This window comes from Acinetobacter sp. BIGb0196, from assembly GCF_011759595.1.
GTDB classification, from domain to species: domain Bacteria; phylum Pseudomonadota; class Gammaproteobacteria; order Pseudomonadales; family Moraxellaceae; genus Acinetobacter; species Acinetobacter guillouiae.
Genome location: NZ_JAAOZA010000001.1, coordinates 967011 through 993501 on the forward strand (window position 1 = coordinate 967011; position 26491 = coordinate 993501).

25 protein-coding genes and 1 pseudogene are annotated in these 26491 nt (G+C 38.9%); 14 read left to right on the forward strand and 12 right to left on the reverse strand.

The window, feature by feature from the left end; translation table 11 throughout:
* Positions 1-43 precede the first annotated feature (43 nt).
* Entirely contained in the window at positions 44-358 is a 315-nt protein-coding gene (gatC, locus tag FHR28_RS04420; RefSeq protein WP_004717422.1) for an Asp-tRNA(Asn)/Glu-tRNA(Gln) amidotransferase subunit GatC, read from the reverse strand.
* A gap of 134 nt (positions 359-492) precedes the next feature.
* Here gatC and FHR28_RS04425 point away from each other — a divergent pair, with 134 nt between their 5' ends.
* From FHR28_RS04425 to FHR28_RS04450, 6 genes are all read left to right on the forward strand, one after another.
* Positions 493-1533 (forward strand): rod shape-determining protein, encoded by a 1041-nt coding sequence (locus FHR28_RS04425; protein WP_004717418.1) that lies wholly within the window; start codon positions 493-495, stop codon positions 1531-1533.
* 31 nt (positions 1534-1564) lie between these two features.
* Positions 1565-2422: a rod shape-determining protein MreC gene (gene mreC, locus FHR28_RS04430; protein WP_166782018.1), complete on the forward strand. Its 858-nt coding sequence runs from the start codon at positions 1565-1567 to the stop codon at positions 2420-2422.
* Positions 2409-2906 carry a rod shape-determining protein MreD gene (gene mreD / locus FHR28_RS04435; RefSeq protein WP_004717415.1) on the forward strand — a complete coding sequence of 166 codons (498 nt, stop codon included), beginning with the start codon at positions 2409-2411 and terminating at the stop codon, positions 2904-2906. Before mreC ends, mreD begins: the two co-directional genes overlap by 14 nt.
* The gene (locus FHR28_RS04440; protein WP_166782019.1) at positions 2894-3460 is read left to right on the forward strand and encodes a Maf family nucleotide pyrophosphatase; all 567 of its coding nucleotides are present in this window, start codon (positions 2894-2896) and stop codon (positions 3458-3460) included. The genes mreD and FHR28_RS04440 overlap by 13 nt, the downstream gene beginning before the upstream one ends.
* Positions 3461-3511: 51 nt before the next feature.
* Positions 3512-4966 carry a ribonuclease G gene (gene rng / locus FHR28_RS04445; protein WP_004717413.1) on the forward strand — a complete coding sequence of 485 codons (1455 nt, stop codon included), beginning with the start codon at positions 3512-3514 and terminating at the stop codon, positions 4964-4966.
* A gap of 132 nt (positions 4967-5098) precedes the next feature.
* The gene (locus tag FHR28_RS04450; protein WP_004717412.1) at positions 5099-5272 is read left to right on the forward strand and encodes a PA1571 family protein; all 174 of its coding nucleotides are present in this window, start codon (positions 5099-5101) and stop codon (positions 5270-5272) included.
* An 85-nt stretch (positions 5273-5357) separates the two neighbouring features.
* On the opposite strand, the gene FHR28_RS04455 is transcribed toward FHR28_RS04450, so the two are convergent.
* A complete protein-coding gene (locus FHR28_RS04455; RefSeq protein WP_166782020.1) occupies positions 5358-6815 on the reverse strand; it encodes a WS/DGAT/MGAT family O-acyltransferase in 1458 nt (485 codons plus the stop codon).
* 405 nt (positions 6816-7220) lie between these two features.
* Positions 7221-7955, reverse strand: a complete 735-nt coding sequence (locus tag FHR28_RS04460) for a phosphoadenylyl-sulfate reductase (RefSeq protein ID WP_004717410.1) — start codon at positions 7953-7955, stop codon at positions 7221-7223.
* Positions 7956-8276: 321 nt separating this feature from the next.
* On the opposite strand from FHR28_RS04460, the gene thrH reads away from it, so the two are divergent.
* Entirely contained in the window at positions 8277-8894 is a 618-nt protein-coding gene (thrH, locus tag FHR28_RS04465; protein WP_004717409.1) for a bifunctional phosphoserine phosphatase/homoserine phosphotransferase ThrH, read from the forward strand.
* Positions 8895-8957: 63 nt separating this feature from the next.
* On the opposite strand, the gene FHR28_RS04470 is transcribed toward thrH, so the two are convergent.
* Positions 8958-10163: an MFS transporter gene (locus FHR28_RS04470; protein WP_216076322.1), complete on the reverse strand. Its 1206-nt coding sequence runs from the start codon at positions 10161-10163 to the stop codon at positions 8958-8960.
* Between the two features lie 152 nt (positions 10164-10315).
* On the opposite strand from FHR28_RS04470, the gene FHR28_RS04475 reads away from it, so the two are divergent.
* Complete coding sequence (locus tag FHR28_RS04475; protein WP_166782022.1) at positions 10316-10912, forward strand: TetR/AcrR family transcriptional regulator; 597 nt, start codon at positions 10316-10318, stop codon at positions 10910-10912.
* 32 nt (positions 10913-10944) lie between these two features.
* Here FHR28_RS04475 and FHR28_RS04480 read toward each other — a convergent pair whose 3' ends face one another.
* Positions 10945-11559, reverse strand: a complete 615-nt coding sequence (locus tag FHR28_RS04480; protein ID WP_151027073.1) for an arylesterase — start codon at positions 11557-11559, stop codon at positions 10945-10947.
* Positions 11560-11604: 45 nt separating this feature from the next.
* Between FHR28_RS04480 and FHR28_RS04485 the strand changes: the two genes are divergently transcribed.
* Positions 11605-12354, forward strand: coding sequence for an ABC transporter ATP-binding protein (locus tag FHR28_RS04485; protein WP_035372018.1), 750 nt, complete (start codon positions 11605-11607; stop codon positions 12352-12354).
* A complete protein-coding gene (locus tag FHR28_RS04490) occupies positions 12354-14963 on the forward strand; it encodes an ABC transporter permease (RefSeq protein WP_166782023.1) in 2610 nt (869 codons plus the stop codon). The genes FHR28_RS04485 and FHR28_RS04490 overlap by 1 nt, the downstream gene beginning before the upstream one ends.
* A gap of 177 nt (positions 14964-15140) precedes the next feature.
* On the opposite strand, the gene FHR28_RS04495 is transcribed toward FHR28_RS04490, so the two are convergent.
* The gene (locus tag FHR28_RS04495) at positions 15141-15950 is read right to left on the reverse strand and encodes a rhomboid family intramembrane serine protease (RefSeq protein WP_056518074.1); all 810 of its coding nucleotides are present in this window, start codon (positions 15948-15950) and stop codon (positions 15141-15143) included.
* Positions 15951-16023: 73 nt separating this feature from the next.
* Between FHR28_RS04495 and mtgA the strand changes: the two genes are divergently transcribed.
* Together mtgA and ppk1 are read left to right on the forward strand one after the other, a co-directional pair.
* Positions 16024-16698 (forward strand): monofunctional biosynthetic peptidoglycan transglycosylase, encoded by a 675-nt coding sequence (mtgA, locus tag FHR28_RS04500; RefSeq protein ID WP_004717400.1) that lies wholly within the window; start codon positions 16024-16026, stop codon positions 16696-16698.
* Positions 16699-16829: 131 nt separating this feature from the next.
* On the forward strand, positions 16830-18914 hold the full coding sequence (gene ppk1 / locus FHR28_RS04505) for a polyphosphate kinase 1 (RefSeq protein WP_056518076.1): 2085 nt from the start codon (positions 16830-16832) through the stop codon (positions 18912-18914).
* A 161-nt stretch (positions 18915-19075) separates the two neighbouring features.
* On the opposite strand, the pseudogene FHR28_RS04510 reads toward ppk1, so the two are convergent.
* From FHR28_RS04510 to rubA, 5 genes and pseudogenes are all read right to left on the reverse strand, one after another.
* Positions 19076-20291 (reverse strand): annotated as a pseudogene (locus tag FHR28_RS04510) (TCR/Tet family MFS transporter).
* Positions 20292-20638: 347 nt separating this feature from the next.
* Positions 20639-21544: a LysR family transcriptional regulator OxyR gene (oxyR, locus tag FHR28_RS04515; RefSeq protein ID WP_004717396.1), complete on the reverse strand. Its 906-nt coding sequence runs from the start codon at positions 21542-21544 to the stop codon at positions 20639-20641.
* A gap of 13 nt (positions 21545-21557) precedes the next feature.
* Positions 21558-22496 carry an esterase EstB gene (gene estB / locus FHR28_RS04520; RefSeq protein ID WP_004823254.1) on the reverse strand — a complete coding sequence of 313 codons (939 nt, stop codon included), beginning with the start codon at positions 22494-22496 and terminating at the stop codon, positions 21558-21560.
* A gap of 58 nt (positions 22497-22554) precedes the next feature.
* Positions 22555-23745, reverse strand: a complete 1191-nt coding sequence (locus tag FHR28_RS04525; protein WP_166782024.1) for an NAD(P)/FAD-dependent oxidoreductase — start codon at positions 23743-23745, stop codon at positions 22555-22557.
* A gap of 105 nt (positions 23746-23850) precedes the next feature.
* On the reverse strand, positions 23851-24015 hold the full coding sequence (rubA, locus tag FHR28_RS04530; RefSeq protein ID WP_004678010.1) for a rubredoxin RubA: 165 nt from the start codon (positions 24013-24015) through the stop codon (positions 23851-23853).
* A 496-nt stretch (positions 24016-24511) separates the two neighbouring features.
* On the opposite strand from rubA, the gene FHR28_RS04535 reads away from it, so the two are divergent.
* Positions 24512-25057, forward strand: a complete 546-nt coding sequence (locus FHR28_RS04535) for an adenine phosphoribosyltransferase (protein ID WP_166782025.1) — start codon at positions 24512-24514, stop codon at positions 25055-25057.
* 148 nt (positions 25058-25205) lie between these two features.
* On the opposite strand, the gene FHR28_RS04540 is transcribed toward FHR28_RS04535, so the two are convergent.
* Entirely contained in the window at positions 25206-25709 is a 504-nt protein-coding gene (locus tag FHR28_RS04540) for a YqiA/YcfP family alpha/beta fold hydrolase (protein WP_004717385.1), read from the reverse strand.
* Positions 25710-26030: 321 nt separating this feature from the next.
* Between FHR28_RS04540 and FHR28_RS04545 the strand changes: the two genes are divergently transcribed.
* Entirely contained in the window at positions 26031-26474 is a 444-nt protein-coding gene (locus FHR28_RS04545) for an SRPBCC family protein (RefSeq protein WP_166782026.1), read from the forward strand.
* Positions 26475-26491 lie beyond the last annotated feature (17 nt).

The following is a 26491-nucleotide window of genomic DNA, read 5'->3' on the forward strand; positions in this document are numbered from 1 at the left end:
TCTTTACGATTAATTTTTTAAAATAAGTTCATTTGATCAAATATTATTCAATCACTCTCGGAACGAGGTACAAACCATCCTGAGTTGCAGGAGCAATGGCTTGATATTCTTCACGATGGTTCGCTTCAGTCACGACATCTGGACGAAGTGGTTGCGGATTATCAAATGGGCTCTTAAGTGGCTCAACACCATCGGTATTGATCGCTTTTAAGGTCTCCATCATCCCTAAGATTTTATTTAAACTTTGAGCATATTCAGCAGATTGCGTATCATTCAGCGACAATCGAGCAAGATTGGCGATTTGCGATACAGTTTGTGCATTTAATTCTGCAGAATGCTGAACATCTGAACTTGACATGATGTCTCACCTAATCAGTTTTAAAAAAATTCAAAATATCGTGCGTTATAATAAGCGATTGACTTGTTCAAATCATCACATTTAGTTAAAGTTGCCATCTTGCGTCCATATAAAGTTTAAACTGAGAACGACCCGTGATTCTAAAACGACTAATTGGCTTGTTTTCGCCAGATCTAGCCATTGATTTAGGTACTGCAAATACACTTATTTATGCACCAGGAAGGGGCATTATATTAAACGAACCGACAGTTGTGGCGATTCGTCACAGTGGTTCGCAGAAAATTGTTGCAGCTGTGGGTTTAGATGCTAAGCAAATGCTTGGTCGTACCCCAGCCAATATTTCTGCAATCCGTCCGATGAAAGATGGTGTTATTGCAGATTTCGAAGTTACTGAAACCATGTTAAATCAATTTATTGGTAAAGTGCATGAAAAACGTTTATTTCCACCTGCACCTCGTGTAGTGGTATGTGTACCATGTAAATCAACATTGGTAGAACGCCGTGCGATTCGTGAAGCTGTGTTTAACGCAGGTGCACGTGATGTACGTTTGATTGAAGAGCCTATGGCTGCTGCGATTGGGGCGGGTATGCCTGTTGAGCAAGCGTGTGGTTCTATGGTCGTAGATGTGGGTGGTGGTACAACTGAAATTGCCATCATTTCTTTACAAGGTTGTGTGTACGCAGATTCTTTACGTATTGGCGGTGATGTTTTTGATGAACAAATTATTAACTATGTACGTAAAGCACATGGTTGTGTAATTGGTGAAACAACGGCTGAAACTATCAAAAAAGAAGTGGGCATGGCTGTTGCTGATGGCACAACTTTAGAAATTGAAGTTCGTGGTCGTAACCTTGCTGAAGGTGTACCGCGTGCTATTACGGTAACTTCAGATGAAATTACCCAAGCGATTTCTGATCCATTACAAAGTATTGTTTCTGCTGTGAAATCGGCACTTGAGCAAACTCCACCTGAGTTATCTTCAGATATCGCGGAGCGTGGTATTGTGTTGACAGGTGGCGGTGCATTACTACGTAACCTAGATAAGTTGCTTGCTCAAGAAACAGGTTTACCTGTTGTTGTAGCAGAAGATCCTTTAACTTGTGTAACGCGTGGTGGCGGTAAAGTCTTAGAATTCTTTGACAATCCAAACCATGATATGCTTTTTGTAGGCTAAACTATACTCGATTAAGTTTAAGGATGAGGCGGTGCAACCGAATCTCTTTTCAAGACAACCGCCATCTTTTCGCTCGTTCATCATTGCGGTCATCACTTGTTTGGTAGTGCTGTTTTTTAACTGGCGCATGCCCCAAGTGATTCAACCTGCAAGAGATGTCTTGTATGCGGCATATAATCCAATTTATGCCTTAGCAAGCTATCCTGTATTGTCGAAAGAATGGCTAAATCAACAAACTAAATCTGAGGCTCAGTTACGTCGTGAAAATACCGCGATGCAAGCTGAATTGCTTCAGGCTCAAGTACGTCTGCAAAAACTCTCTGAACTTTCTGCTGAAAATACCCGTTTACGTGGTTTGCTCGATACGCCATTGATTATCGATGGACGTATGGAAATTGCAGAAGTGATTGGAACCGATGCTGACCCATTGCGTCATATCATTATCATTAACCGTGGTGAAGCCAATCATTTAAAAGTTGGGCAAACCGTTTTAGATGATAAAGGAATCATGGGGCAAATCATCAACGTCTATCCACATAGTAGCCGTGTCATGTTGCTTTCCGATAAAGAACATTCTTTATCTGTACGTTTAGAAAGCTCAGGTATGCGCGCCATCGTGGCGGGTACTGGTGATTTAGGACATTTGAAAATGGAATATGTTCCAACAAGTGCCAATATCAAAGTGGGTGATAAAGTTTATAGTTCAGGTTTGGGGCAACATTTCCCAGCAGGCTATTTGGTCGGTTCTGTATCTAAAGTCATGCGTCATAACACGGGTGAGTTTGCGCAAATTGATGTGGTTCCAGCTGCACAATTAGCAGGTGGTCATCATGTTGTGGTACTTTTCTCTGATTCTTTAGCGATGGAGCAGCCAAATGTTGATCGCTAAGAAATTACCTTCTGAAAAGCAACGTAAAGATCCATTATGGATTATTGTTGTCTCAATTATTATTGGTTCAATTTTAGTGGTTTATCCGATGTCCTATGCATTAGCAGGATGGCGGCCACTGTATATGTTTTTAATCATGCTATTTTGGGTGCTGTGTCAGCCTACATGGTGTGGAATTTGGTTTGCATTTACCATGGGGCTATTTACTGACTTATTGTTAGATGCACCTTTGGGGATGAATGCATTGAGCTATGTGCTGATTGCATTTTTAACTCGCTATTTTATTCGAGAAAGACGTGTACTGACATTTAGTAATCTTTGGATTATTAGTATGTTTGCAATTCTCGCGCATTTGGTCTTTACCTTTATGGCGCAAGTGATGGCAGGTACGCATTTTTCGATTACCCGTCATTGGCAAACATTGGTTTCGAGTATTTTTTGCTGGCCAGTTCTTTATTATTTATTAAGAAGATGGCGCATTTAATTCTGGCCTCAGGCTCGCCAAGGCGTAAAGAGCTGCTTTTACAAGTGGGCTTGGATTTTAGCATCCACAGCCCAGATATTGATGAATCTGTCTTGGAACACGAACAGATTGAGCAGTATGTCCAACGTTTGGCTGAAAGCAAAGCCAAAGTGGTATTGGCGTTGCATCCGCAAAGCACTGTTATTGCAGCAGATACAAGCTTGGTTTTTGCCAATCAAATTATTGGGAAACCAACATCTAAGCAGCATGCTTTTGAAATATGGACATTATTGTCAGGTCAAAAACATGAAGTATTGACAGGTGTTTGCGTTGCAAATGCACATCAATTATTGAGTATCGTGGTTCGTACGGAAGTTGAGTTCCAACAATTCAGTCTGAATGATATGGAAGAATATTGGGCTACAGGCGAACCTTTGGGGAAAGCTGGCGCATATGCAATTCAAGGTATTGCGGCAAAGTATGTGACAGGTATAAATGGTAGTTATAGCAATGTGGTTGGGCTACCGTTGCATGAAACGATACAGTTACTTGATCGTATAGATCAGCGCAGTTGAGGCACTAAATTAACTGCTGAAAAGAATTTTTATAATGTTTTGAGTTTAGTTATGTCTGACGAGTTATTGATTAACGTCACACCTATGGAATGTCGTGTGGCGCTAATTCAAAATGGTACGGTCAACGAACTGTTTGTTGAACGAACTGTTAAACGCGGGTTAGTCGGGAATATTTATAAAGGAAAAGTTGTCCGTGTACTTCCAGGGATGCAAGCAGCCTTTGTCGATATCGGGTTATCTCGTACTGCATTCTTACACATCAATGATATGATTTGGCCGCGTAATCAACCTACGCCAAATGTCTTTGAGTTATTACAACCCGGTCAAATTCTGACGGTTCAAGTGATGAAAGACATGTTGGGCACTAAAGGTGCGCGGCTGAGTACCGATCTTTCTATCCCATCTCGTTATCTTGTCTTGATGCCATATGGCAGTCATATTGGTGTATCGCAACGGATTGAGTCTGAAGAAGAACGTGACCGTTTACGCTCGATGATTGAAAGAATTCAAAGCGAGCATAAGTTGCCGGGTTCAGTGATTGTACGTACAGCCGCTGAAGGAATTGAAGAGGCTTCAATTGCTCAAGATATGGCATATTTAGCCAAGCTTTGGGAATTTATTCAGAAAAAACAAAAAATTATTGCAGTACCTTCGCTGATTTTTGAAGAACTTCCTTTACCACAACGTGTTATTCGCGATTTAGCCAATGATGATACGGCAACAATTTATGTAGATTCACGGGAAATACATGCCAAGTTGCAAGAGTTCGTTTGTGAATTTGTACCGAGTATGGAAAGCCGCTTGCAGCACTATCCTGGTGAGCGTCCACTTTTTGATTTGTACAATGTTGAAGAAGATATCCAAAAAGCATTACAAACCCGTGTAGCTTTGAAGTCAGGTGGTTATCTGATGATAGATCAGACTGAAGCGATGACCACAATTGATGTCAATACAGGTTCGTATGTCGGTGGCCGTACGCTAGAAGACACTGTGTTTAAAACCAATATGGAAGCGACACAGGTGATTGCGCGCCAATTACGCTTACGTAATTTAGGTGGCATTATCATTATTGACTTCATTGATATGCAGGAAGCTGTACATCGTGAAGAGGTCATGAATCAGTTTGATAAAATGCTGGAACGTGACCATGCAAAAACCAAGATTACCCAAGTCTCTGAACTTGGCTTAGTTGAAATGACACGTAAACGTACCCGTGAATCATTAGAGCATTTGTTGTGTGAATCATGTCCGACCTGTCAAGGGCGCGGATTTGTGAAAACAGCAGAGACAGTGTGTTACGAAATTTTTCGAGAAATCTTAAGATATACCCGTGCTTATGAGTCTAAGAGTGGCTTTACTGTTATCGGTCATCCGTCGGTGATTGATCGCCTATTAACTGCGGAAGCCCCAGCTGTCGCGGATTTAGAGCATTTTATTAATCGCGTGATTAAATTCCAAGTCGAAAATTTATACACGCAAGAGCAATACGATATCATTTTGAGTTGAAATTGTAACAGGATGTCGTTAAACAGTTGTTACATCTGAAATTTTACTTTTTGAACTGATTTCACAATACTAGATTACAAAGGTAGCCAAAGACTTTCTCCCTTTCACAGTCTTAGCAAGTGAGGTCATAAAATGAGTGTAAGTGAACAATTAATCAGTCGTAGTATCAAGCATGTGTTGGAAAGCCAGCCTAAAAATACATGTGTTATGTTAGATGACAATGGTCAAGAAGTGAAAATCACCAAAGACATGGTGGTTAATGTCTGTCATCAACTGTTAAATAAGTGTCGTAATGTTAAAGATTAAGGGGCATATATTAGCCCCTTAATTTTTGAATCAATTTAAGTTTTTATCTCTCAATCAACACTAAAATCAAATCAATTATAAAATCCTATACTAACTTTCGTGCTGCAACAGATTCCTTCGTTACATCTTGAGTATCCGTTTTTGCCTTGGCTTGAGCGTTTGGCTTTTTATCGGTGAGTTCTAGTGCATTTTTCTCTGCAATAATTTGCTCAAACTTTTGGATTTCATTTTCCAAATGCGTGAGAAGATTCTGCAATTTAGGCAGAGATTTACGGCAACCCGTTAAACCGACTTCTAATTTATCTAAATAACTGGTCATGGTGATATTTAGTGCCTGACCATCCAAAACAATAGAAACAGGGTAGAGGGCATCTAATTTAGCGCCATTCCAATACAAAGGTTCACGTGGTCCAGGTACATTGGAAATGATTACGTTAAACGCCTGACGTTTTGGCATAAGTCCTGATGCAATATTCACGCCTGCTGCACCAAAAACGAAAGCACTATAATTTAAGATTTGATCAGAGCTCATACGTTTAAAACGATTTTTTGCATTTTGTACACTGCGTTTAATAATGTCTAAACGCTCTAAAGGACTTTCTTTATGTGTACCTAAATTTGCCAAAATCATAGTGATACGGTTACTCATATCTGAGTCATCATCACGTAATGAGGCTGGAACCATCGCAATCAGAGGTTTTTTCGGTAAAGCTTCTTGTGTGATTAAATAATCACGTAATGCACCTGCACACACCGCAAGCACCACATCATTAATCGTTACACCAAGAGCTTTGGAAATATCTCTAAAACGATCAAGTTCAAAAGACTGAGCAGCGAAACGACGTGATGAACTTACCCGTTGATTAAATAAACTACTCGGCGCTTGAAAGCTTGAAACATAATCGGGGTTTTTCCCCATTTCTTTAAATACAGTTTGGAACAGCTCTTGAGTGACCTTAGGTGCTGCTTCAACTTGCCCTTTTAAGGCAGAGAATATTTTTTTAGCTTTATCCAGTTTGGTTTCTTTTAAACGTTTTGCCCGTTTACCTTCGACACACCAAGGCGGAATAATGGTTTTGGAGTCAGCATCTTTTGAAAATGATTTTTCCACCAGACGCATACCAGCCACACCATCAATCATGGCATGGTGGATTTTAAAATACATGGCAAAGCGATTGCCTTCAATCCCTTCAATAATATGACAGGTCCAAAGTGGCTTTGCTCGGTCAATCAACGAACTGTGTTCCTGTGAAATATAAACCAATAATTCACGGATACGTCCCGGATGAGGTAGTGCGATATGACGGAAATGATGATCGATATCAAACTCTTCGTCTTCATCCCAAAACATGCCACTTAAGCGATTGTTAAAGGGTGGGACAGGAATAGATTTTGAATTACGAATATCTGCAACAAGATCTTGAATGAAGGTAGAAGGCGCATGTTCTGGTATTTCAAATAAGAATAACCCACCAACATGCATGGGTTGTTGACGTTTTTCTAAATTTAAAAAAATAAAATCAATAGGGTGTAATGGGCGCATAGTCTTGGATTGCCTCACTGCAATTTCTACAACAACTCATTTATGAGCTGGTGAATTGTTAGAATTATAGAACCGTGTAACTTGGGTCTGTTGATCATTCGTCCATGTTTACAACGATGTGATGTTAGAAAACATCAGGTACATCGTTACATTTTGTGTTGCCAACAATGCAGCGCTTTGTTGGCATTCTGGGTATAGCTAAAATTTCTCAGTTTGAGTGATGAAACCTGAAAATAGTCTCACTATTTTTTCATGCCTTTGCCTACTCAACTTTAGCCTATAACACAAGCTATAGATGAAATATCAACAAACCTTAGTATAAAACTTTTCTAAGCGTAAAATCCAAGCATTTCGATGAACGTTAAGTTAATAAAAATTCATGAGTTTTAATGAGTTTTCCTGATATTACTTTTTTAAATTGCCTGCGTGTAAGCCACATTCTTTATGTGTTGCTTCTTCCCACCACCAGCGACCTTCGCGTTCATGTTGATTTGGCAATACTGGACGGGTACATGGTTCGCAGCCAATTGAGATAAAGCCTTTTTCATGTAATGGATTATAAGGAATCTCCATCATACGAATATAGTTCCATACATCCGCACTTGACCAATTGGCCAATGGGTTATATTTAATCAGTTGTTTGCCTTCACCAGAAAAACCGCTATCCGCTTGAATGACTGGAATTTCCGTACGTGTACCTGGACTTTGATCTTTGCGTTGCCCAGTAATCCAACCATCTAAAGTGGCTAATTTTTTGCGTAGCGGTTGAACTTTTCGGATACCACAGCATTCTTTATGATCATCTTGATAGAAGCTAAATAAACCTTTTTCATTGACCAACTGTTGAACGGCATCTGCTTCTGGAAAGCAAATCTCAATTTTAATCCCATAGTGCTTACGTACGGTTTCAAGAAATTGGTAGGTTTCAGGGTGTAAACGACCTGTATCTAAACTAAAAACACGAAATGGTTTACCTAAATTGTGTGCCATATCGATAAGAACAACATCTTCTGCGCCAGAAAATGAAATTGCAATTTCACCTTGCTGAGAAAGCGCAAGTTCTAAAATTTCAGAAGGTGATTTGTCGGCATACTCAGTCGCAAGTGCGTCCACAAGATCTATGGTTGGAATGGCGGTCATATCTGCTCCTGGCAGTTAGCTTGAAGCTACAATTTTCGTAAACATGTTCAAAAGATATTTGAATTTAAGCATTTTGGCAAAAATTAGCTCAATTCAACTTATGTGAATTGCTGCTTTTGACGATCCAGATATTTTAAAGTAAATGAAATATGCTACTTAGCAGATTAATTAAAATGCTTATGAATAAAACAGATTTGTAAATATTCACAAGTCTTATGCATAACCAAATGAAATGGGTTTGCTGTAAAAACTTTCAGCATTCTTTTTAAACTTTAGTGCTATGATAAGCCCAAAATTTTTAACTGACATTTGGGAGAACCCATGGAAATCGTATGTCTTGATCTTGAGGGTGTATTGGTACCAGAAATCTGGATCAATTTTGCTAAAAAAACAGGAATCAAAGAATTAGAAGCAACAACTCGTGATATTCCTGACTACGATGTGTTGATGACTCAACGTTTAAATATTCTTAAACAGCATGGTTTAGGCTTAAATGACATTCAAGCTGTGATTGCAGACATGGGGCCATTTCCGGGTGCAAAAGAGTTTGTAGAATGGTTACGTACCCATTTTCAGTTGATTATTCTTTCAGATACATTTTATGAGTTTGCACATCCGTTGATGCAACAGTTAGGTTGGCCAACAATTTTCTGTCATAAATTAGAAACTGATGAAAATGGTATGATCACTGCGTATAAATTGCGCCAACCTGATCAAAAACGTGAAGCTGTAAAAGCTTTACATGGTTTAAATTACCGTGTAATCGCAGCAGGCGATTCGTATAACGATACAACCATGTTGGGTGAAGCTGATCATGGTTTCTTATTTGATGCGCCTGAAAATGTGATTCGTGAATTTCCACAGTTCCCGCCAATTCATGGTTATGACGCGCTTAAAGAAGCAATTCGTAAAGCATCTATTCGTGATATTCCAGCTTAATCTAAGATTTAAATCCAAAGGCGCTCAATGCGCCTTTTGTTTTGCTTTGATTTTTAACACACTTTAGTGGATGTTCTGTTTATTTTTAAACGCAAAAACAAATGCCAAGCTGGCCAACAAGATAATCATACAAATATAGACATCTGCAGTAAAAATTAAGCCTACTTTATTGACAAAGTATCCAGCAATAATCGCAGGTATACTAAAGGCCAAATAGCTTTCAACAAAAAATGCGGCCATTAAACCTGCACGTTGTTCAGGTAAAGCTAAGGGCATAACAGCACGAATTGCACCCATAAAACCTGTACCAAAGCCAATCCCAGTCACCACAGCACCAATAAACAATAAGATTGGTTGCACCAGATGAATACCAAACAAAATAACACTTGAGCCCGAGACAATCGTAATTGCAGCAGTGACTAAAATTTTAAATGTTGGCGCATTGCGCAGGGTTAAAATCCCAACAGCCCCTGAAACTGATAGGGTAATAAACATCATGCCATTCAACCATGCCGATTGCACATGGAAAGCTTGAGCCAGCAATGAAGGCATTAACGAGAGGAAGAACCCACTGACCATCCATAACGAGATATTAATTGGACTTACGATCAAGAGGGCTTTTCGGGTTTGTACTGGAACAGTCAGTTGCGGTTTTAATGATGCCAAAGCACCCACACGTTTAGTTGCGGTTTCAGGGCTAAAAATTGCGATAAATGTAGTAGATACAAACAGAAAAATGAGTATTTCAAAAATAAGTGTTAATGGAACAGTCGAAAACTCTAAAACAATGCAGGTCATTAGCATACCCGCAGCCATACCAAGCATTGGAGAAATACTATTAATTAAAGAACCCTGTGTTTTACTCAGATCAAGCAAAGCTGCTCCAAACGTAGATGCGGCTAAAGCCGTGGCAATACCTTGCAAACCTCGTGCGATAAACAGCATTTCGATATTGGATGCAAACAAGAAAAAGCCCATGGACATAATTTCTAAAATCAAAGCCACAAAAATAACCGGCTTACGTCCAATATAATCAGACAATGATCCTGCCACCAATAAGGTTAATAGCAATGCAAACGCATAGGTGGCAAAGATAAGCGTTAATAAAACAGGAGAAAAATTGAAGTGTTGTTGATACAAGCGATATAACGGTGTTGGTGCGCTTGAGGCTGCCAAAAAGGCCATTAGGGTAAAAGTATGTGTGTACAGTGCAGCATTATGGCTTAATTTATAGGAAGTCACTTGACGATTAAAATTAGAGTTGCGCATAATCAACATGTACATAAAAGCTATTAATTAGCTTTTATACCGTATTTTGGATTAAACACAAAGGTTTAGCTAAGATGATTTTTGATTAAAGCTGTTCTTCAATCATTAACCCATTGATAGATTTTCATTTATAGATTTGTAGTGATTTGCTGATGACGAAAGTGATTACAGGTTTGCGTCCCGGTGGGCGCAGTGCACGAATACAAGCTGCAGTTCATAATGCGGTGCAAACATTACAGCAGAATGTAGCTGTGGCAGATTTGACGATTCCGATGATTGCTGAATATGCAGGGGTCACCCCCTCTACGATCTATCGACGGTGGGGAGATTTATCTCAACTGCTTGCAGATGTTGCCTTTAATATTTTACATCCAGACAGTGTACCTGCGGATCTTGGGAATTTTAAGCAAGACTTATATGCATGGATGGAGCAATATTTTGAGGAATATGCCTCACCCGTTGGGCGTACAATCTTAAGCGATATTGTGGCGGAAAATGATTCGCCGACCTCTGGTAAGTGTTATGACTTTTTGATTCAACAGTTAGACATTATTCAGCAACGTGCCCAGCAAAGGAATGAAACAAGCATCGACAATCAATTGATTATTGAAATTGTGATTGCACCCATGTTGTATCGAATTCTATTTACCGAACAAGAATCGAGTTTGGACTATATTCACCACTTATTGGCACGTTTGTTTAATTTTGCGGATGTCCTTAAAAACACGACATCCGATTTAGCCAAATAAACAGGTGCAATCATTTCGGCTTTGAGAAAAACTTAAAGCGCGCCTCGAATCAATGGATAGACATTATCGAGTAGAATTTTCTGTGCCGTTGCATTGGGGTGGATTAAGTCTTTTTGCATCAAACTTTTATTGCCTGCAATTCCATTCATAAAAAACGGATGCATTTTAACTTTGTATTGTTGGCTTAGGGTTTGATAATTTTTCTCAAAAGCTTGGCTATAAGCTGCACCATAATTCGGTGGAATTTTCATTCCCAATAAAATGACCGTGGCTTGGCTTTTCTGACTTTGTTGAATTAATTGCGCAAGATTTTTCTGAATCATTTGTGGCGGTTGTCCACGTAAACCATCATTGCCACCCAACTCAATCACCACGATATCAGGTTTATGGCTTTGTAACAGTTTTGGAAAACGCGCCAACGCACCACTGGTGGTTTCACCACTTACACTGGCATTCACCACATTATGTTGTTTGGGAAATTGTTGGTTTAAGCGTTGCTGTAGCAAGAAAACCCAGCCTTGTTGTGGGTTGATACCATAACCCGCACTTAAGCTATCACCTAAAATCATGATCGTTTTTGCAAAACTACTAACGGGCAACAGACAGATTATGCTAAAAAATAAACAATGAATTAGGTTTTTCATCATTTTCAAATTTAACAATTTTTTGATTTGCATATAAGGTACTTTATGATGTCTAAGGTTCAGGATGATTCAACTTCTCCCATCATGCCACAAGTGATAATTTCTGCACAGCAACTTACACAAAAGATAGAATTACCTCATCAAACGCTTACAATTTTTGAAAATCTAAATCTTAATATTTATACAGGTGAACAGGTCGCGATTACTGGACGTTCTGGTTCAGGAAAATCAACTTTATTGGGAATTCTTGCCACTCTAGATCAAGCCAGTGCAGGTCAACTCAGTGTTTGTGGTGAATCAATTGAGCATTTAAATGAAGAACAACGTGCGTTGATTCGACTTCAATATATTGGTTTTGTATTTCAATCTTTCCAGTTGCTCCCACATCTTTCTGCCTTAGAAAATGTGATGTTACCATTACGTTTACAGAAGAATTTTAATTATGCACACGCAGAACAAAAATCTTTAAGTTTATTGGCCAAAGTTGGTTTAGAACGACAAAGCCAACAAACACCGAAAGTATTGTCTGGTGGGGAGCAACAACGGGTTGCCATTGCACGAGCTTTAATTTCTGACCCCAAAATTATTTTTGCTGACGAACCTACAGGCAATTTAGATGAACATACTGCATTTGAAATTGAACAACTCTTATTTGATTTAAATAAAGAACTCGGTACAACTTTAGTGCTTGTCACTCACGATTCGCAATTGGCAGCACAGTGCCAACGTCATTATGAATTAAAAGATGGTCAATTGATTGAACATGCTCAAACGCCTCAATCGAATGAGGTGGTGTAATGTTGACCTTGTTTAAACCCTTATTTAGGCAAAGTTTTGCCAGTTCAGGCATATATTTGCTGATTATTGCATTGAGTTTAGCCATTAGTGCGACTACTGCATTAAAGTTTAGCAATGATCAAGTCAAACAAGCAGTGACCTTACAAGCTGCCAAAATGCAAGCTGCAGATTTACAACTTAGTGATACAGATCCAATTGACCAACAATGGATCAAACAGGCTGATGATTTAAAATTAAAACAGTCCCATGTCACCATTTTTGGTTCAATGGCCTCTACACAGGATCAGTTTGTTATGGTCAATGTGAAAGCCATTGACACAGCATTTCCCTTACGTGGTGAATTAAGGATTGCGCCAAAACAAGCCTTACAAAGTGGCGGGGTTTGGCTAAGCAAACGCGCACAAGAATTATTAAAATTAAACCTAGGCGATAGCGTTCAAATTGCCAATGGTCAGTTTAAAGTTACTGGTATCATTGAACATGATTCAAATCAAGAATTAGGCTTTTCTGCCTTTTCGCCAACCGTGATTATCTCTCAAGCAGATGTTGCAAAAACGGGTGCAATTCAAGTTGGAAGTCGAATTGAATATCGTTTGTTGATGGCAGGGGATGCGGAGTCGATTGCAACATATCAGCAATTTTTTAAGACATTTAAAGCGCAAGAAAAGCAGAATGTGAATCCAAAGATTGCACAAAATTCGGATGCAGATTCAGCTTTAAGTGCATCAAGTGCCAATGCATTGACTGAAAACACATTGACTGAAAAGCAGCCAGCAACACACTCACAAACAGATCAATCCATACAAGATCAACAAAATGCGGATAATGAACTAGATGCACAAAGTAATTTAAGACTACGTAATGCAGATGAGGGCAATTCACGCTTACTTAAACCAATTGAAAACCTCGATACTTTCTTACAATTGGCCAATATTCTGACGATTCTTTTATGTGGTTTAGCCATCGCTTTAACCAGTCAGCGTTATGTACAGCAGAACCAAGATCATATTGCGCTGATGCGTTGTATGGGGGCAACGAAACGGCAGATTTTTCAAACCTATCTCGGGTTACTGAGCGTTGTTATTTTAATCGCCATTGTCATTGGCAGTATTTTAGGACTGATTTTAGGTTATTCATTATTGCAATTGATGTTGCAGATGATTCCTAACCTAGAGTTGCAATTTTCAATGTTGCAGATGTTGGTTGGTCCTTTACCTATAGCAATCTTTACCAGTGCAATTGTATTGATTGGATTTATTTTACCGAGTTTGTGGCAACTGTTAAATACACCGCCTATTCGGGTGATACGCCAACAAGAAAAGTCGGCACGTTCAATGTTGTGGATGATGGCTACAGGTTTAGTGAGCTTAATTATTTTTAGTTTGGTCTTGACCGAAAATCTGATACTTACTGCGTTGGTGATGGGTGCAGTCATTGTGTTAACAGGTTTGTTATATGCAGTGGTTTGGATGATTTTAAAGACTTTAAAATCAATGAAAAATAGGCTCTCAGCCTATATCCGAATCCCTTCACAAACCGCATTACAAATTACCGCTTTGGCATTGGGTTTAAGTCTAATCACGGTACTTGCTGTATTGAGAACTGATTTATTAGAGCGTTGGCAGCAACAATTGCCTGAGGGGACGCCTAACCAGTTTATTTATGGTCTACCACCATTTGAACTGGAGGCTTTTAAACAACAATTGGCACAGCAACACTGGAAAAGCACACCGTTATATCCCAATGTAAAAGGGCGCTTATTGGCAAAAAATGGTCAAGCCTTTCCTGTCCAATTGGTGAAAACCAATAATTCTTTACGTCGTGAGTTAAATCTCACCCAAGCAGATCATTATCCACAAGACAATATCATTGTTGTTGGAGAGGCTCAATTGACTCAAATTGGGCAGGTGTCTGTAGAGGCCAAACTGGCTGAAGAATTGGGCATCAAAATTGGTGATCGTTTAACCTTTAGTTTGCCTGAGGGAAATTTGGACGCGCAAGTTGTGAATTTGCGTACAGTGGAATGGCAAAGCTTTAGTCCAAACTTCTTCTTTATTTTTACTCCAAAGACGTTGGATGAAAATGCAGGCAGCTACTTAGGGAGTTTTTATGTGCCGCCGAGTGAAAAAATCAAGATGGTTAATCTGATTCAACAATTTTCCAATACGGTCTTTATTGACGTCTCTTTAATTTTTGATGAAATTAAAAACTTGGTTTCTGTGTTGGTTAAAATCATTACGGTTTTGGCAGTATTGGTGAGTTTATCTGGCTTTTTGGTACTGATTGCCTGTATCAATTTGCTGATGGATGAACGTAAAAAAGAAGTGGCATTGCTACGCTCTTTTGGTAGTTCAAAGCGCCAGTTAAAAAATATGATGAGTTTTGAAATCGGCTTTATTGGATTATTGGCGGGAATCGTTTCCTGTTTCTTTGCAGAGGTGATTAGTGCCGTTGCCAGTTATCGTATGGAAATGGTGATGCAATTACATTGGGAAATTTGGCTGATTTTACCAATTTCGATGGCAGTGTTGTGCGCATTGATTGGGCGTTACCGATTGAGCTATTTATCCGAAATCCCACCATTGCAAAGTCTAAGAGAGTTGAATTAAACCGCTTTGTTTAAGTGGTTTTATCTGGCTGTTTAATCTCAGTTGAGCCCTTAAAAGACTGCCCAGTGAAGACAGTAAATTAAAAAATGGTGACCTATAGGCCGCCATTTTTTATGCTTCTTGAATTGAGTGTACTCTGCAATGTTTTATTGCGGCATAGACAAGCTATTTTAGAGATTAAAAGTTTAATTGCTCACGCATTTGTGCAATGGCTTGTTGCCAAAGTGGGCTAAGTGGTCCAACGAGATGCTGGCAATAGAGATAAACCGCATAGGTTGCTGCAATCCCTAAAATCACAATGATAATATTGGCAGCTTTACCCATTTTGGCACGTTGTGTTGCATACCAAGCCAAAGCCATGACCGCACCCATTAACATCCCACCGATATGGGCAGCATTATTAATTCCAGAGGCTAAAAAGCCAAAAGCTAAGTTGATCGCAAGTACCGTTAAAAGTGATCTTTTATCTAAAATGAATCTTTGATTCGGGGTAGGTGGGAACAACGATAGTAGTGTCAGTGCACCACCAAGTCCCATCACAGCACCCGATGCACCTGCAGATACATGAGGAAAGAGTTTTTGATCAAAATTTTGCAGCAGTTCGTAGCTATTTCGAATATCCAAATAACCACTTAATAAACTTCCCATGAGTCCAGCAAGGATATAAAGTCCAAGGAAATAAAACTTTCCTAAAGTTTTTTCAGCAACATCACCAAAAATATACAGTGCCCACATATTCATCATTAGATGCAGGATACCGAAGTGAAAAAACATACTGCTGAATAAGCGATATGGTTCCTCTAAGAAGGTTAAAGGTGCATAATCAGCACCCCAACGCAACGCGTCCAATGTTGTCGGGTCAGTAATATTGACACCTGATAAGACTTGGATGGCAAATAAACCGACATTGATGACAATCAGCAATAAGGTTATTTTACCAATAGAATTGGGTTGGCTATAAGTTGAAAGATCTTGATATTTAGACATGCTATTGCTTAGCTTTTTATAGATAGATTCAGCTTAACATGAAACGTCAGAATTTTCGGAGTAAGCAGCTGACATGAAAGCTTTTATTGTTCGTGCTTTGTTAATTGTGGTCAGTATTTTGATCATGATTCAGCTATGGATTTTCTCAAGTTTAATTTATTGGCGTACTCATGATGTAGAAACCACCATGTTTATGCGTTGGACATATCTGTCTGATTTTGAGCCGATTCAACATCAATGGCGCGACTATGACAAGATCAGTGATAACTTTAAACATGCAATTGTCGCAGCTGAAGATGCCAAATTTCTCGATCATCATGGTTTCGACTGGGATGGTATTGAAAATGCACTACAACGTAATCTTAAAAAAGACAAAGTAGTCGCCGGTGGTTCAACGATCTCTCAACAATTGGCTAAAAATTTATTCTTCTATAATCGTCGCTCATTTATTCGCAAAGGTCAGGAAGCGATTGCCACCACCATGATGGAGCGGATGTGGACTAAACAGCGCATTTTAGAAGTCTATATGAACTCTGTTGAATTTGGTGATCATATCTATGGTGTTGAAGCTGCATCACAACATTACTTTTCTAAGAGCGCGGCAAGTTTAAGTCGTGAACAGGCCGCATTTTTAGCAGTGATTTTAACCAATCCGAAGTATTATCAAAAAAATCGTGATGATTCTAAGCTTCAATACCGTAAGCGTTTGGTTTTGAAGTATATGCGTTATACCCGTATTCCAGATTGACGCTAAATAAATGAATTTAAAAAAGCACAAATTGATGTGCTTTTTTTATGAAGCGATGCTTTTTTTATGAAATTGTCACAAATTTGAAGCATACTAGAATTAAGACATTTTTTTTGATGCAGGTTTATTGCATGAATACCGCAGTGACGACAACAACGCCTACAGAATATTCTTATAATGAACGATATATAAATCGTGAGCTTTCAATTTTAGATTTCCATTTACGTGTTTTAGAGCAAGCCGTTGATCCTTTACATCCCTTGCTTGAACGTATGAATTTCTTATTGATCTTTTCTCGTAATATGGATGAATTTTTTGAAATCCGTGTTGCAGGAATGATGGAACAATTAACTTTAGGGAATGAAAGTCGTTCACCAGATGGTTTGACGCCAAAACAAGTTTTAGACCAAATCTCTAAAACTGCACATGAAGCGATTGAGCGTCAGTACCGTATCCTCAATGAGGAAATTTTTCCTAAGTTACGTGAAGAAGACATTTGCTTTTTACGTCGTGGCGAGTTAACGCCTGCACAATCTGTGTGGATTAAAAAATATTTCCAAGAACAAGTTGCACCAGTGCTTACTCCTATTAGCCTTGATCCTGCACATCCATTCCCACGATTGGTCAATAAAAGCTTAAACTTTATTGTGACTCTAGAAGGGAAAGACGCATTTGGTCGACAAATTGATTTAGCAGTTGTACCAGCGCCACGTTCGCTTCCGCGTGTAGTGCGTTTACCTGATGAGCTTACAGGCGGCAAAGAACATTTTGTGATGTTGTCTGCGATTATTCATGAGCATGTATCGGATTTGTTCCCAGGGATGACAGCTACAGGTTGTTATCAGTTCCGTGTTACACGTAATGCAGATTTGGCACTGAATGAAGATGTAGAAGACTTAGCCAAAGCATTGAAAGGTGAATTGAGTTCACGTCGTTTTGGTCGTGCAGTACGTTTAGAAGTGACAGAAAACTGTCCAAAACATATTTATGAATATTTGCTTGAAGAATTTGATCTAGAACAAGAACAACTTTATAAAGTGGATGGGCCGGTAAATCTGGCACGTCTTGTGTCAAATTTTAAACGTCCACATATGCGTTATGACTCGCATGTGCCGGCGATTCCAAAAGTATTGAAAAAGTCTGAAAATATTTTTTCAGCAATGCAAAAACAAGACATTCTTTTACATCATCCATTTGAATCATTTGCACCAGTTATTAACTTGTTGCGTGAAGCTGCACGTGATCCCCAAGTGCTAGCGATCAAACAAACCTTATATCGTAGTGGTGCTGACTCTGAAATTGTTCAGGTACTTGCAGAAGCGGCACGTAATGGTAAAGAAGTCACCGCTGTGATTGAGTTACGGGCGCGTTTTGATGAAGAATCGAATATCGCCGTTGCCAATGTATTACAAGAAGCAGGCGCTGTTGTAGTTTATGGCATCGTGGGCTATAAAACGCATGCCAAAATGATCTTGGTGGTACGCCGTGAAAATAATAAGTTAGTACGTTATGTGCATTTGGGTACGGGTAACTACCATGCAACAAATGCTCGTATCTATACTGATTATGGTTTGCTCACTACAGATAAAGAGCTCTGCGAAGATGTACATCGTATTTTCCAAGAATTGACTGGTATGGGGAAAATGGCAAAGTTGAAAAAACTGTTACATGCGCCGTTTACGCTACATGCTCAGTTAATTGCTTTTATTGATGATGAAATTGCCAATGCCAAAGCGGGCAAGCCTGCACAAATTATTGTTAAAGTTAACGCGTTAACAGAAGTTCAATTGATCAATAAATTATATGAAGCTTCGCAAGCAGGGGTACAAATTGATCTGATTATTCGCTCAATTTGCTGTTTACGTCCTGGGTTACCAAATCTGTCTGAAAATATTCGAGTTCGTTCAATTGTCGGGCGTTTCTTAGAACATACCCGTGTTTATTATTTCGGAAATAATGGCAATCCACGTATTTACTGTTCAAGTGCAGACTGGATGGATCGTAATTTATTTAATCGTGTAGAAGTGTGTTTCCCGATCGAAGATCCAGCATTAAAAAAACGCATTTATCAGCAAGGTTTAGTCAATTACTTAAAAGATAATATCCGCGCTTGGCTGTTGCAAGGCGATGGGACTTGGACTCGTGTGAAACCTAAAGAAGGCGAGGCAATTTACAATGCTCAACAAAATTTGCTTGAGCACTTTGTAAATGGTTAAGCCAAGATAATTTGATTGTCTTAAGCCCGATTAAAATTAATCGGGCTTTTTTGTATCAGTCAATCGGATTTTAATGAAATTGAATGACTTGGTTATTTTAGATTTAAGCTTTTTTAAATCAGCAATCAACGCTTTTAATAAACCATTGACGTTCTTAAATACTAGGATGACTTAAGCTGTTGTGGTTTTAAACTTGATAAAATTGCAGGTAATGCAATTAAATAAATCATCGCGACAACCAACCATATAGCGCCAGTCCATCGTGTTTGGAAATGAAAGTAAAGTGTAGAAAACAACAATGGGGCAATAATCGAGGCCAGACTGATGGTTGATGCGATAACACCTTGAAACTGTCCTTGCTGCGCAGCTGGGATTTTTTGTGAAACAACAGCTTGTAGTGCAGGAGTGCCGATACTTCCTAGGGCAAAGATCGGCATGATTGCAAAAATGATCCAAGCGTGTTGGGTAAAAGCCATGATGATTAATGCCATACATATACATGCCAGACCGATCAGCACGGTATTTCTTTCACCAAAATATCGGACGGCATGTTGCGGTATAAATGACTGAACCAGTACTTGGCATAAACCAAAAGTGCCTAAAGAAAGACCAACCCAAAATGTATTCCATTTAAAGGTATCGTGTCCCCAAAGTGCCCAGCAGACACCATAAGCTTCACCGCAGGCGCTAAACAGAAAAAAATATCAGCAAAATCGGTAATATACCTTTTTGAGCAAGGATAAAACCAAAACTTTTCAAGGGATTTATTTTTAAACTCGAACGTTGCGAAATAGAAGCTTGAGGGGGGACTAGGAGTGGATTGTTGCTTCGGGATTCAGGGAGTAGCCAGAATGCGATAAGCAAGTTAACGGTTGTTAAAATTGCCGCAACGAAAAAAGGTAGTCGTAACCAATATTCGCCCAATAATCCACCGAGTACAGGACCGAGAATAAATCCAATACCAAACATGGCGTTCATTAAACCGAAGTATTTTGCTCGATTTTCTTCTGACGTGGTATCAACGATATAGGCTGAAGCCACGGGCATATTGGCACTACTTATTCCAGCAATGATCCGTCCAATGAACAGCAAGATAAGAGAGGGTGAGCAAGCAAGAAACAAATAGTTGATTGCAGAACCCGCAAGTGAAATCAGCAGAACAGGTCTTCGACCGATACGGTCACTCAAAGCACCTAAGATCGGGGAGAAAATAAATTGCATAAGCGCATACAGGCTTAGGAAAACCCCCATTAACAAGGCAACGTTATACTGATGGCTTAGGTCTTTCAGTAGTGAGGGAAGCAGAGGGAATATGATGCCAATGCCAATTGCATCTAAGACAATCGTTGAAAAAATAATATATAAAGGTCGGTTCATACGCGTCCTATCGAAAATTCAGGCACAGAAAACTGTGGAAACCTGTTAACGATGCTCGAAAGATTCAAGCCCTGTGGAACGCTGACCAATGCGAAGAATTGGATATGTGTCGACGAGATGGATGCATGCTTTTAAAAAACAAGCTGAGGATAGGTCGATTTTTCGCGATTTTTATCGTAACAATACATACAAAAATAAGCGAGTATTTTGTACTGCTCAAATATTATCATTCTTGATCTAGTAAAAACAAGATCGTTGTAATTTTGCTTATGCTGATGTGATCTATAGTCTTTTTAGACATTTCAATAAAAAAGGAGTCAATCATGACTCCTTTTAGTATCGGAAAATTAACGTAAATTTGGCGTGATTTTTTGAAGAATTTGTACCAACACATCAAATTCACTTTGTAGCGGTGTACTTTTACGTGTAACTAAAGCCAGAGTACGTGATGGTGCATTCTCAATAGGTTTAACCACAATCTGATCATTGTTTTTCAGCATATGTGCATGAATTGCAATCTCAGGAAGCAGTGTATAGCCTAAGTTTGAACTGACCATTTCCACTAAAGTTGGCAATGAGCTCGCTTTTAAACGGTGATCATTTTTACGCTCACCGATTGGGCAAACACTTAAGGTATGATCACGTAAGCAATGACCTTCTTCAAGGAGCATGAGATGAGAAAGATCTAAATCATCTAAGCTTCTTGCATTCATCGCATTTTGATCTGCTTTATTGCAGACTAAGAATAAATCTTCTTTCGCAATTTCAGCAACTTTCAAACCACGTGTGTCGAATGGTAAAGCTAGCATGATCACATCTAGATTGCCATGCTCAAGTTTTTCAACAATTTTTTCACTTTGTGCTTCATGCAGATGCAACTGAATTTTTGGAAGTTGTTTATGCACTTCTTCCAAAAGCTGCGACAAAATGAAAGGGGCGATGGTTGGAATAATCCCTAAATGCAAATCACCAGTTAACGGTTCACTCATTTCTCGACTTAACCGCATCAAGTCCTGAGCATCGGCGAGTAGAACACGGGCTCGGGCAACAACTTGCTCACCTAGAGGAGTTAAACGTACGTTTTGGCGATCACGTTCTACGAGTACGCCACCCAATAAACGTTCTAACTCCATGATTCCACCAGATAAAGTAGATTGAGTTACAAACGAACGGCGCGCTGCTTCAGTGAAGTGCAGCGTCTCAGACAGTGTCACTAAATATGACAACTGTCTTAGGGATGGTAATGCAGCCATAGTGTCCTAATGCTTATGATTTAAAATGATGTGCAAATAACCCGCTAAGTTGAGGAACAAAATGCGGTGGGATATCATGCCCCATTCCCTCAATTAATTCAAATTTAGCGCCTGAAATTGCTTTAGCAACTGCCTTACCATGACTTGGAGGTAGTAACCGATCTTTAGAGCCATGTAACACTAAAGTTGGCTTTTTGATCTGCTTATCCAATTTAAGTAAGGAACCTGTACATAATATTGCTAAAAACTGTTGAAGTACACCCGCTGGGTGATAACTACGACGATATAATTTACGTGCAGTTTGAATTGCTTCAACTTGGTTGATATAACCAGGTGAACCAATCATATGAAAAACCTTCAAGGAATGATTCACAATTCCTTCTTCATCACGTGATTCAGGTTTACCAATGAGACTAAAGAGTTGTTTTGGAAATGGTGGAGGTAGCAAAGGTTGATTATTACTGGTAAAGAGTAAGCCGACTTTATCAATTTTCTCAGGATATTTTGCAGCTAAAATTTGAGAAATCATACCACCCATTGAAGCACCCAAAATATGTGGTTTTTCAATGCCTAAACGATCAATCAATAATGCAACATCATCCGCCATATCAAATAAGTTATAAGGCGCGCCGTCATTTGGTAAGCCCAAAGCAAAGCGACCCATCAGCTTATAAGAGTTTAAACGTGGACCTTGGTGGCGAATTTTTGAAGATAAGCCAATATCACGATTATCAAAGCGAATCACATGAAAGCCTTGATCAATTAGTGATTTACAAAAAAAATCAGGCCAAAATAACATTTGCGCACCCAAACCCATAATCAACAGAATGGTCGGGTGTTGTGGATTCCCTCCAGTTTCAACATGAAGTTGAATACCATTACCTAAATCGACTTTGGTTTCATTCATGAACGAGGCATAAGGTGAAACTTGAAATTGAAGTGCGCTATTCATTGTTATTTTCCTAAGCAAGGATATTCTTTGATTAAAAAATATCCTCGCTATTAAAACCTTAAACGGATGCAGGAATCAAGTCTGGAACCAGTTTTGTTAATGTTAAACGCTGTTTTCCAGCAGTTGCACCTAACAATACAAAACCACGTAAGATACCTTCAGCATCTGTTGCTTTAGATAACATCCCATCTTCAAACTCTTCATTCTCCCATGTAACATCTACATCAATTGGAGCAGGAAGTACAGTCAAAGGTGCAGCTGGGGTTTTCACCGCGACTGGCATTGCAGGGTAGTGTACAGTGGTGGTTTGTCCACTCAAGGTTTTGGCTAATGCACGCGCTTGTTGCATGATTGGCATGACAAATGGCAAGAGTGTTCCATTCACTTCGGCACAGTCACCGATGGCAAAAATATCTGCTTGACTGGTTTCGAGCAAGGTATTGGTAATGACACCACGACTGGTGTTGATTTCCGTAGCTTTAGCCAAGGCAATATTAGGTTGTAAGCCAATTGCAGAAAGCACAACATCCGCGAGCAAGGACTGACCACTGGCCAATGAAACGATATAACCACGTTCAGATTTAGAAACTTTTTCTACAGTGGTACCCAAGGCAAATTTAATTCCTGATTGTTCAAGATTGTCTTTAAATGCTTGTGCAACATGATTAGGCAATAAACGCCCTAAAGGTTGTGGTGCTAAGTCGATCACCGTAACCTGATGCCCAGTATTTTGTAAGTCATTGGCAAATTCACAACCAATTAAGCCCGCGCCTAAAATCACCACACGTTTGTTGCCACATTCACCCGTGCTGCAATTGTCTAAAGTTTCACGGAATGCACGATAGTCAATTAATGAGTTAACCACATGAATATCATCACTCCCATCACCAGCAATCGCTAATCGAATCGGATTTGCGCCCACGGCAAGAATAAGTTTTGAGTAGCCTTGAGTTGAAGATTGTCCATCTTTTTCAAGGGTTAATTCATGTTTCTCTGCATCAATACTTTTAACCCATGTTTCTTTTTCAATCCGCATGTTCAGTTGGGTACTCATCTTTTCAGCATCACCTAAACCAATTTGTTCAGGCGCTTTTTTCCCAACCAATGCATTAGATAGGGTAGGTTTTGCATAATTCACCGCATCATCTGCGCAAATCATCACCAATTCCTGTTCGGTGTTTAACTTACGAAATTCTCTTGCAAGGGTATAACCCGCCATGCCAGAACCTATGATGATGATCGGTTGCATATCTTTCTCCATACCTATTTCAAATTTAGAGGTGAATTGAATAATTTTGTATTGTTGAAAATAAATGTAAAAAAGACCATGTAAACATGGTCTTTACGCAATATCTTAGATTTCTACCATTTCAAAGTCTGCTTTAGAAACACCGCAGTCTGGGCATGTCCAGTCATCAGGAATGTCTTCCCACTTGGTACCTGCTGCGATGCCATCTTGTGGCCAACCTTCTGCTTCGTCATAAATCCAACCACAAACGATGCATTGATATTTCTTCATCTGATTCTCCGATATCTGACAGATGCATTGTTTTTTCTGTCAGTAAAATTCCTTCTGCTGCTTGACTCAAATAATATGCAAATAAAATGTGTACATATTCCTCTAAATTCTTACGCAGTTCTGTATCTAAAGTAAAGTAAATATCGGAGTTTATCTAACTAATCTCAAAGCTGAATGGCAGCTCAGGACAAAAGCGATGTTTATTATGCCAACTTTGTCAGACAATTTTAATTACAATCCTGTCATAACAAGGGTTGAGCGCTGATATAAAAGTTTAAAAATATTTGAATTTAGACAAAGGTCTAGATGAATATTTTAGCCAAAAATATTAAGCTAAAATTAGCTCACTCTATAGCCATCATTTTGTGTGAAAATGGACTTAATAAATTCAACAGCTTAGCGTGACCATAATATTGAATAGGTAGCGAGCTGCTGTCAATTTTGGCTAATAAACGTTAAAATTCACGTATTATTTATCTTTTTTTAAATCTCCCCCATGATGAACATGTCTACTGCTTTGTGGTCAAGTATTCGTACTGTCCAAAACTTCCCAAAACCAGGTATTTGTTTTTATGATTTAACCCCATTGTTTATGAACAATCTTGTGGAGTTAACCGATGCATTGATTGCGAGTATTCCTGTAGAGCAATTGGATGCAGTAGATAGTTTTGTTGCAGTTGAGGCACGAGGTTTTGTTTTAGCCAGCTTATTGGCACAACGTACCGGCAAAGGCTTATTGTTGGTTCGTAAAGCAGGTAAGTTGCCACCTCCAGTGGTTGGTGTGGGCTATAGCTTAGAATATGGTTTAGATCGCTTGGAAATGTCAGCGGATATCGCAGCACAAAAAGTGATTATTGTAGATGATGTCTTGGCTACAGGCGGTACTTTAAAAGCAGTCCATCAATTGATGCATAAATGCCAACATACGGTATTGGGTGCAAGTATTTTTCTTGACCTACCTGATTTACATCAAGATCTTGGTTTAAAGGTTTGGTCAGTGCTCGATGAGGATTCCAAGCCAGTTGAAAAAGCGGTTGCTTAAAGACAAAATAACAATTTAAGTTTTCGGGCTACATTCTTGTGATTGAATACTTAAATCATTTGTTTGTCTGTCTCGACGTGAAAAAAGCCTTGTAAATACAAGGCTTTTTTAGTTGGAGAGCAACGAACTGTACTTTGATGATTTTATTTCAAGCAATAAAGGTTTGTTCCATATATTCAATTAAATGATTTAAGTTTTCAGGTTGGACTAAACGATGGTGTCCACCTTCAACAGCTTCAATCTGCATATATGACTCTAGTTGTTCAAGCACTTTATACATATCTAAAACCTCATCACCCAGTTCCAGATAAGCAATTTGTGGAATGTCATGGTCTAAATCATGTTCATCAATCGCTGCATAGTCTTCACGGAAATCTGGATTTAAGCTTGGATTGGCAAGGATTGCAGGAATTCGATGTTGCTGTGACATTTTTAATGCCCAATACCCACCTAAACTATGACCTACCAGTAAATCAGGTTTAATCTTTTCGATAATATCGTGATAAAAACACTCAACCGTTTTGTAGTTAAGGTTACGATAATCCACGTTAATACAATATTTTTTTTCAGCATTTATGGCATGGAATTTTGTCGATTCTTTAGATGAATCTAATCCATGTAAAAATAAAATTTTAGAATGAATACTCTTCATTGTTATCGTTTTCATATGGTCTTTCTTTATTGAGCAAAGGTAGAAATTGAACAAAGCTAGAAAAAGTTATCAATGGATTTAAAATTTTCCATTTAACTATTTTTATATTCAAATATTCTACTTAGCTGCACTTTTTTTAAAACTTAGATTTTGGTCTAAGAGTGTTGTGTAACAGATCAACATGCTTGTTATTTATTGTTTAACATATTGAATATTTAGGTTTAAATTTTTTAGGTGATGGATTTTTATTAACAAAAATTAATCATTCTGGGTTTTTATTGTACTAAGCTATAGATTGGATCAATAAAATAAGAGAAAGAAATGATGACTTTAAGCTATGACATTGTCATTCAAGCGAATGCACAAACAGTATGGAATATCCTGTGGGATACCCATACTTATTCCAAATGGACCCAACCGTTTTCGGAAACTTCGCAGATGCAGTCTGACTGGAAAATTGGCGGGGAAACCTTATTTCAGGATGCCAGTGGCAATGGTATGGTCGCCACCATTGTAGAGTTGGAGCAGTTTAAAAAAGTGGTATTTAAACATTTGGGTGTTTTGAAAAATGGTGTTTTAGATTCAACAAGTGAAGATGTTCAAAGTTGGAGTGGCTCTTTAGAAAAATATTTCTTAAATGAACAGGGTGAAACAACTACATTATCTGCTGAAATAGAAACCTCTGAGGAATATAAGGACATGATGGATCGTGCTTTCCAGCAAGGGTTTGCCATAGTCAAATCATTGGCTGAACAAGACCATTGAGAAATTTAGCACTTTCA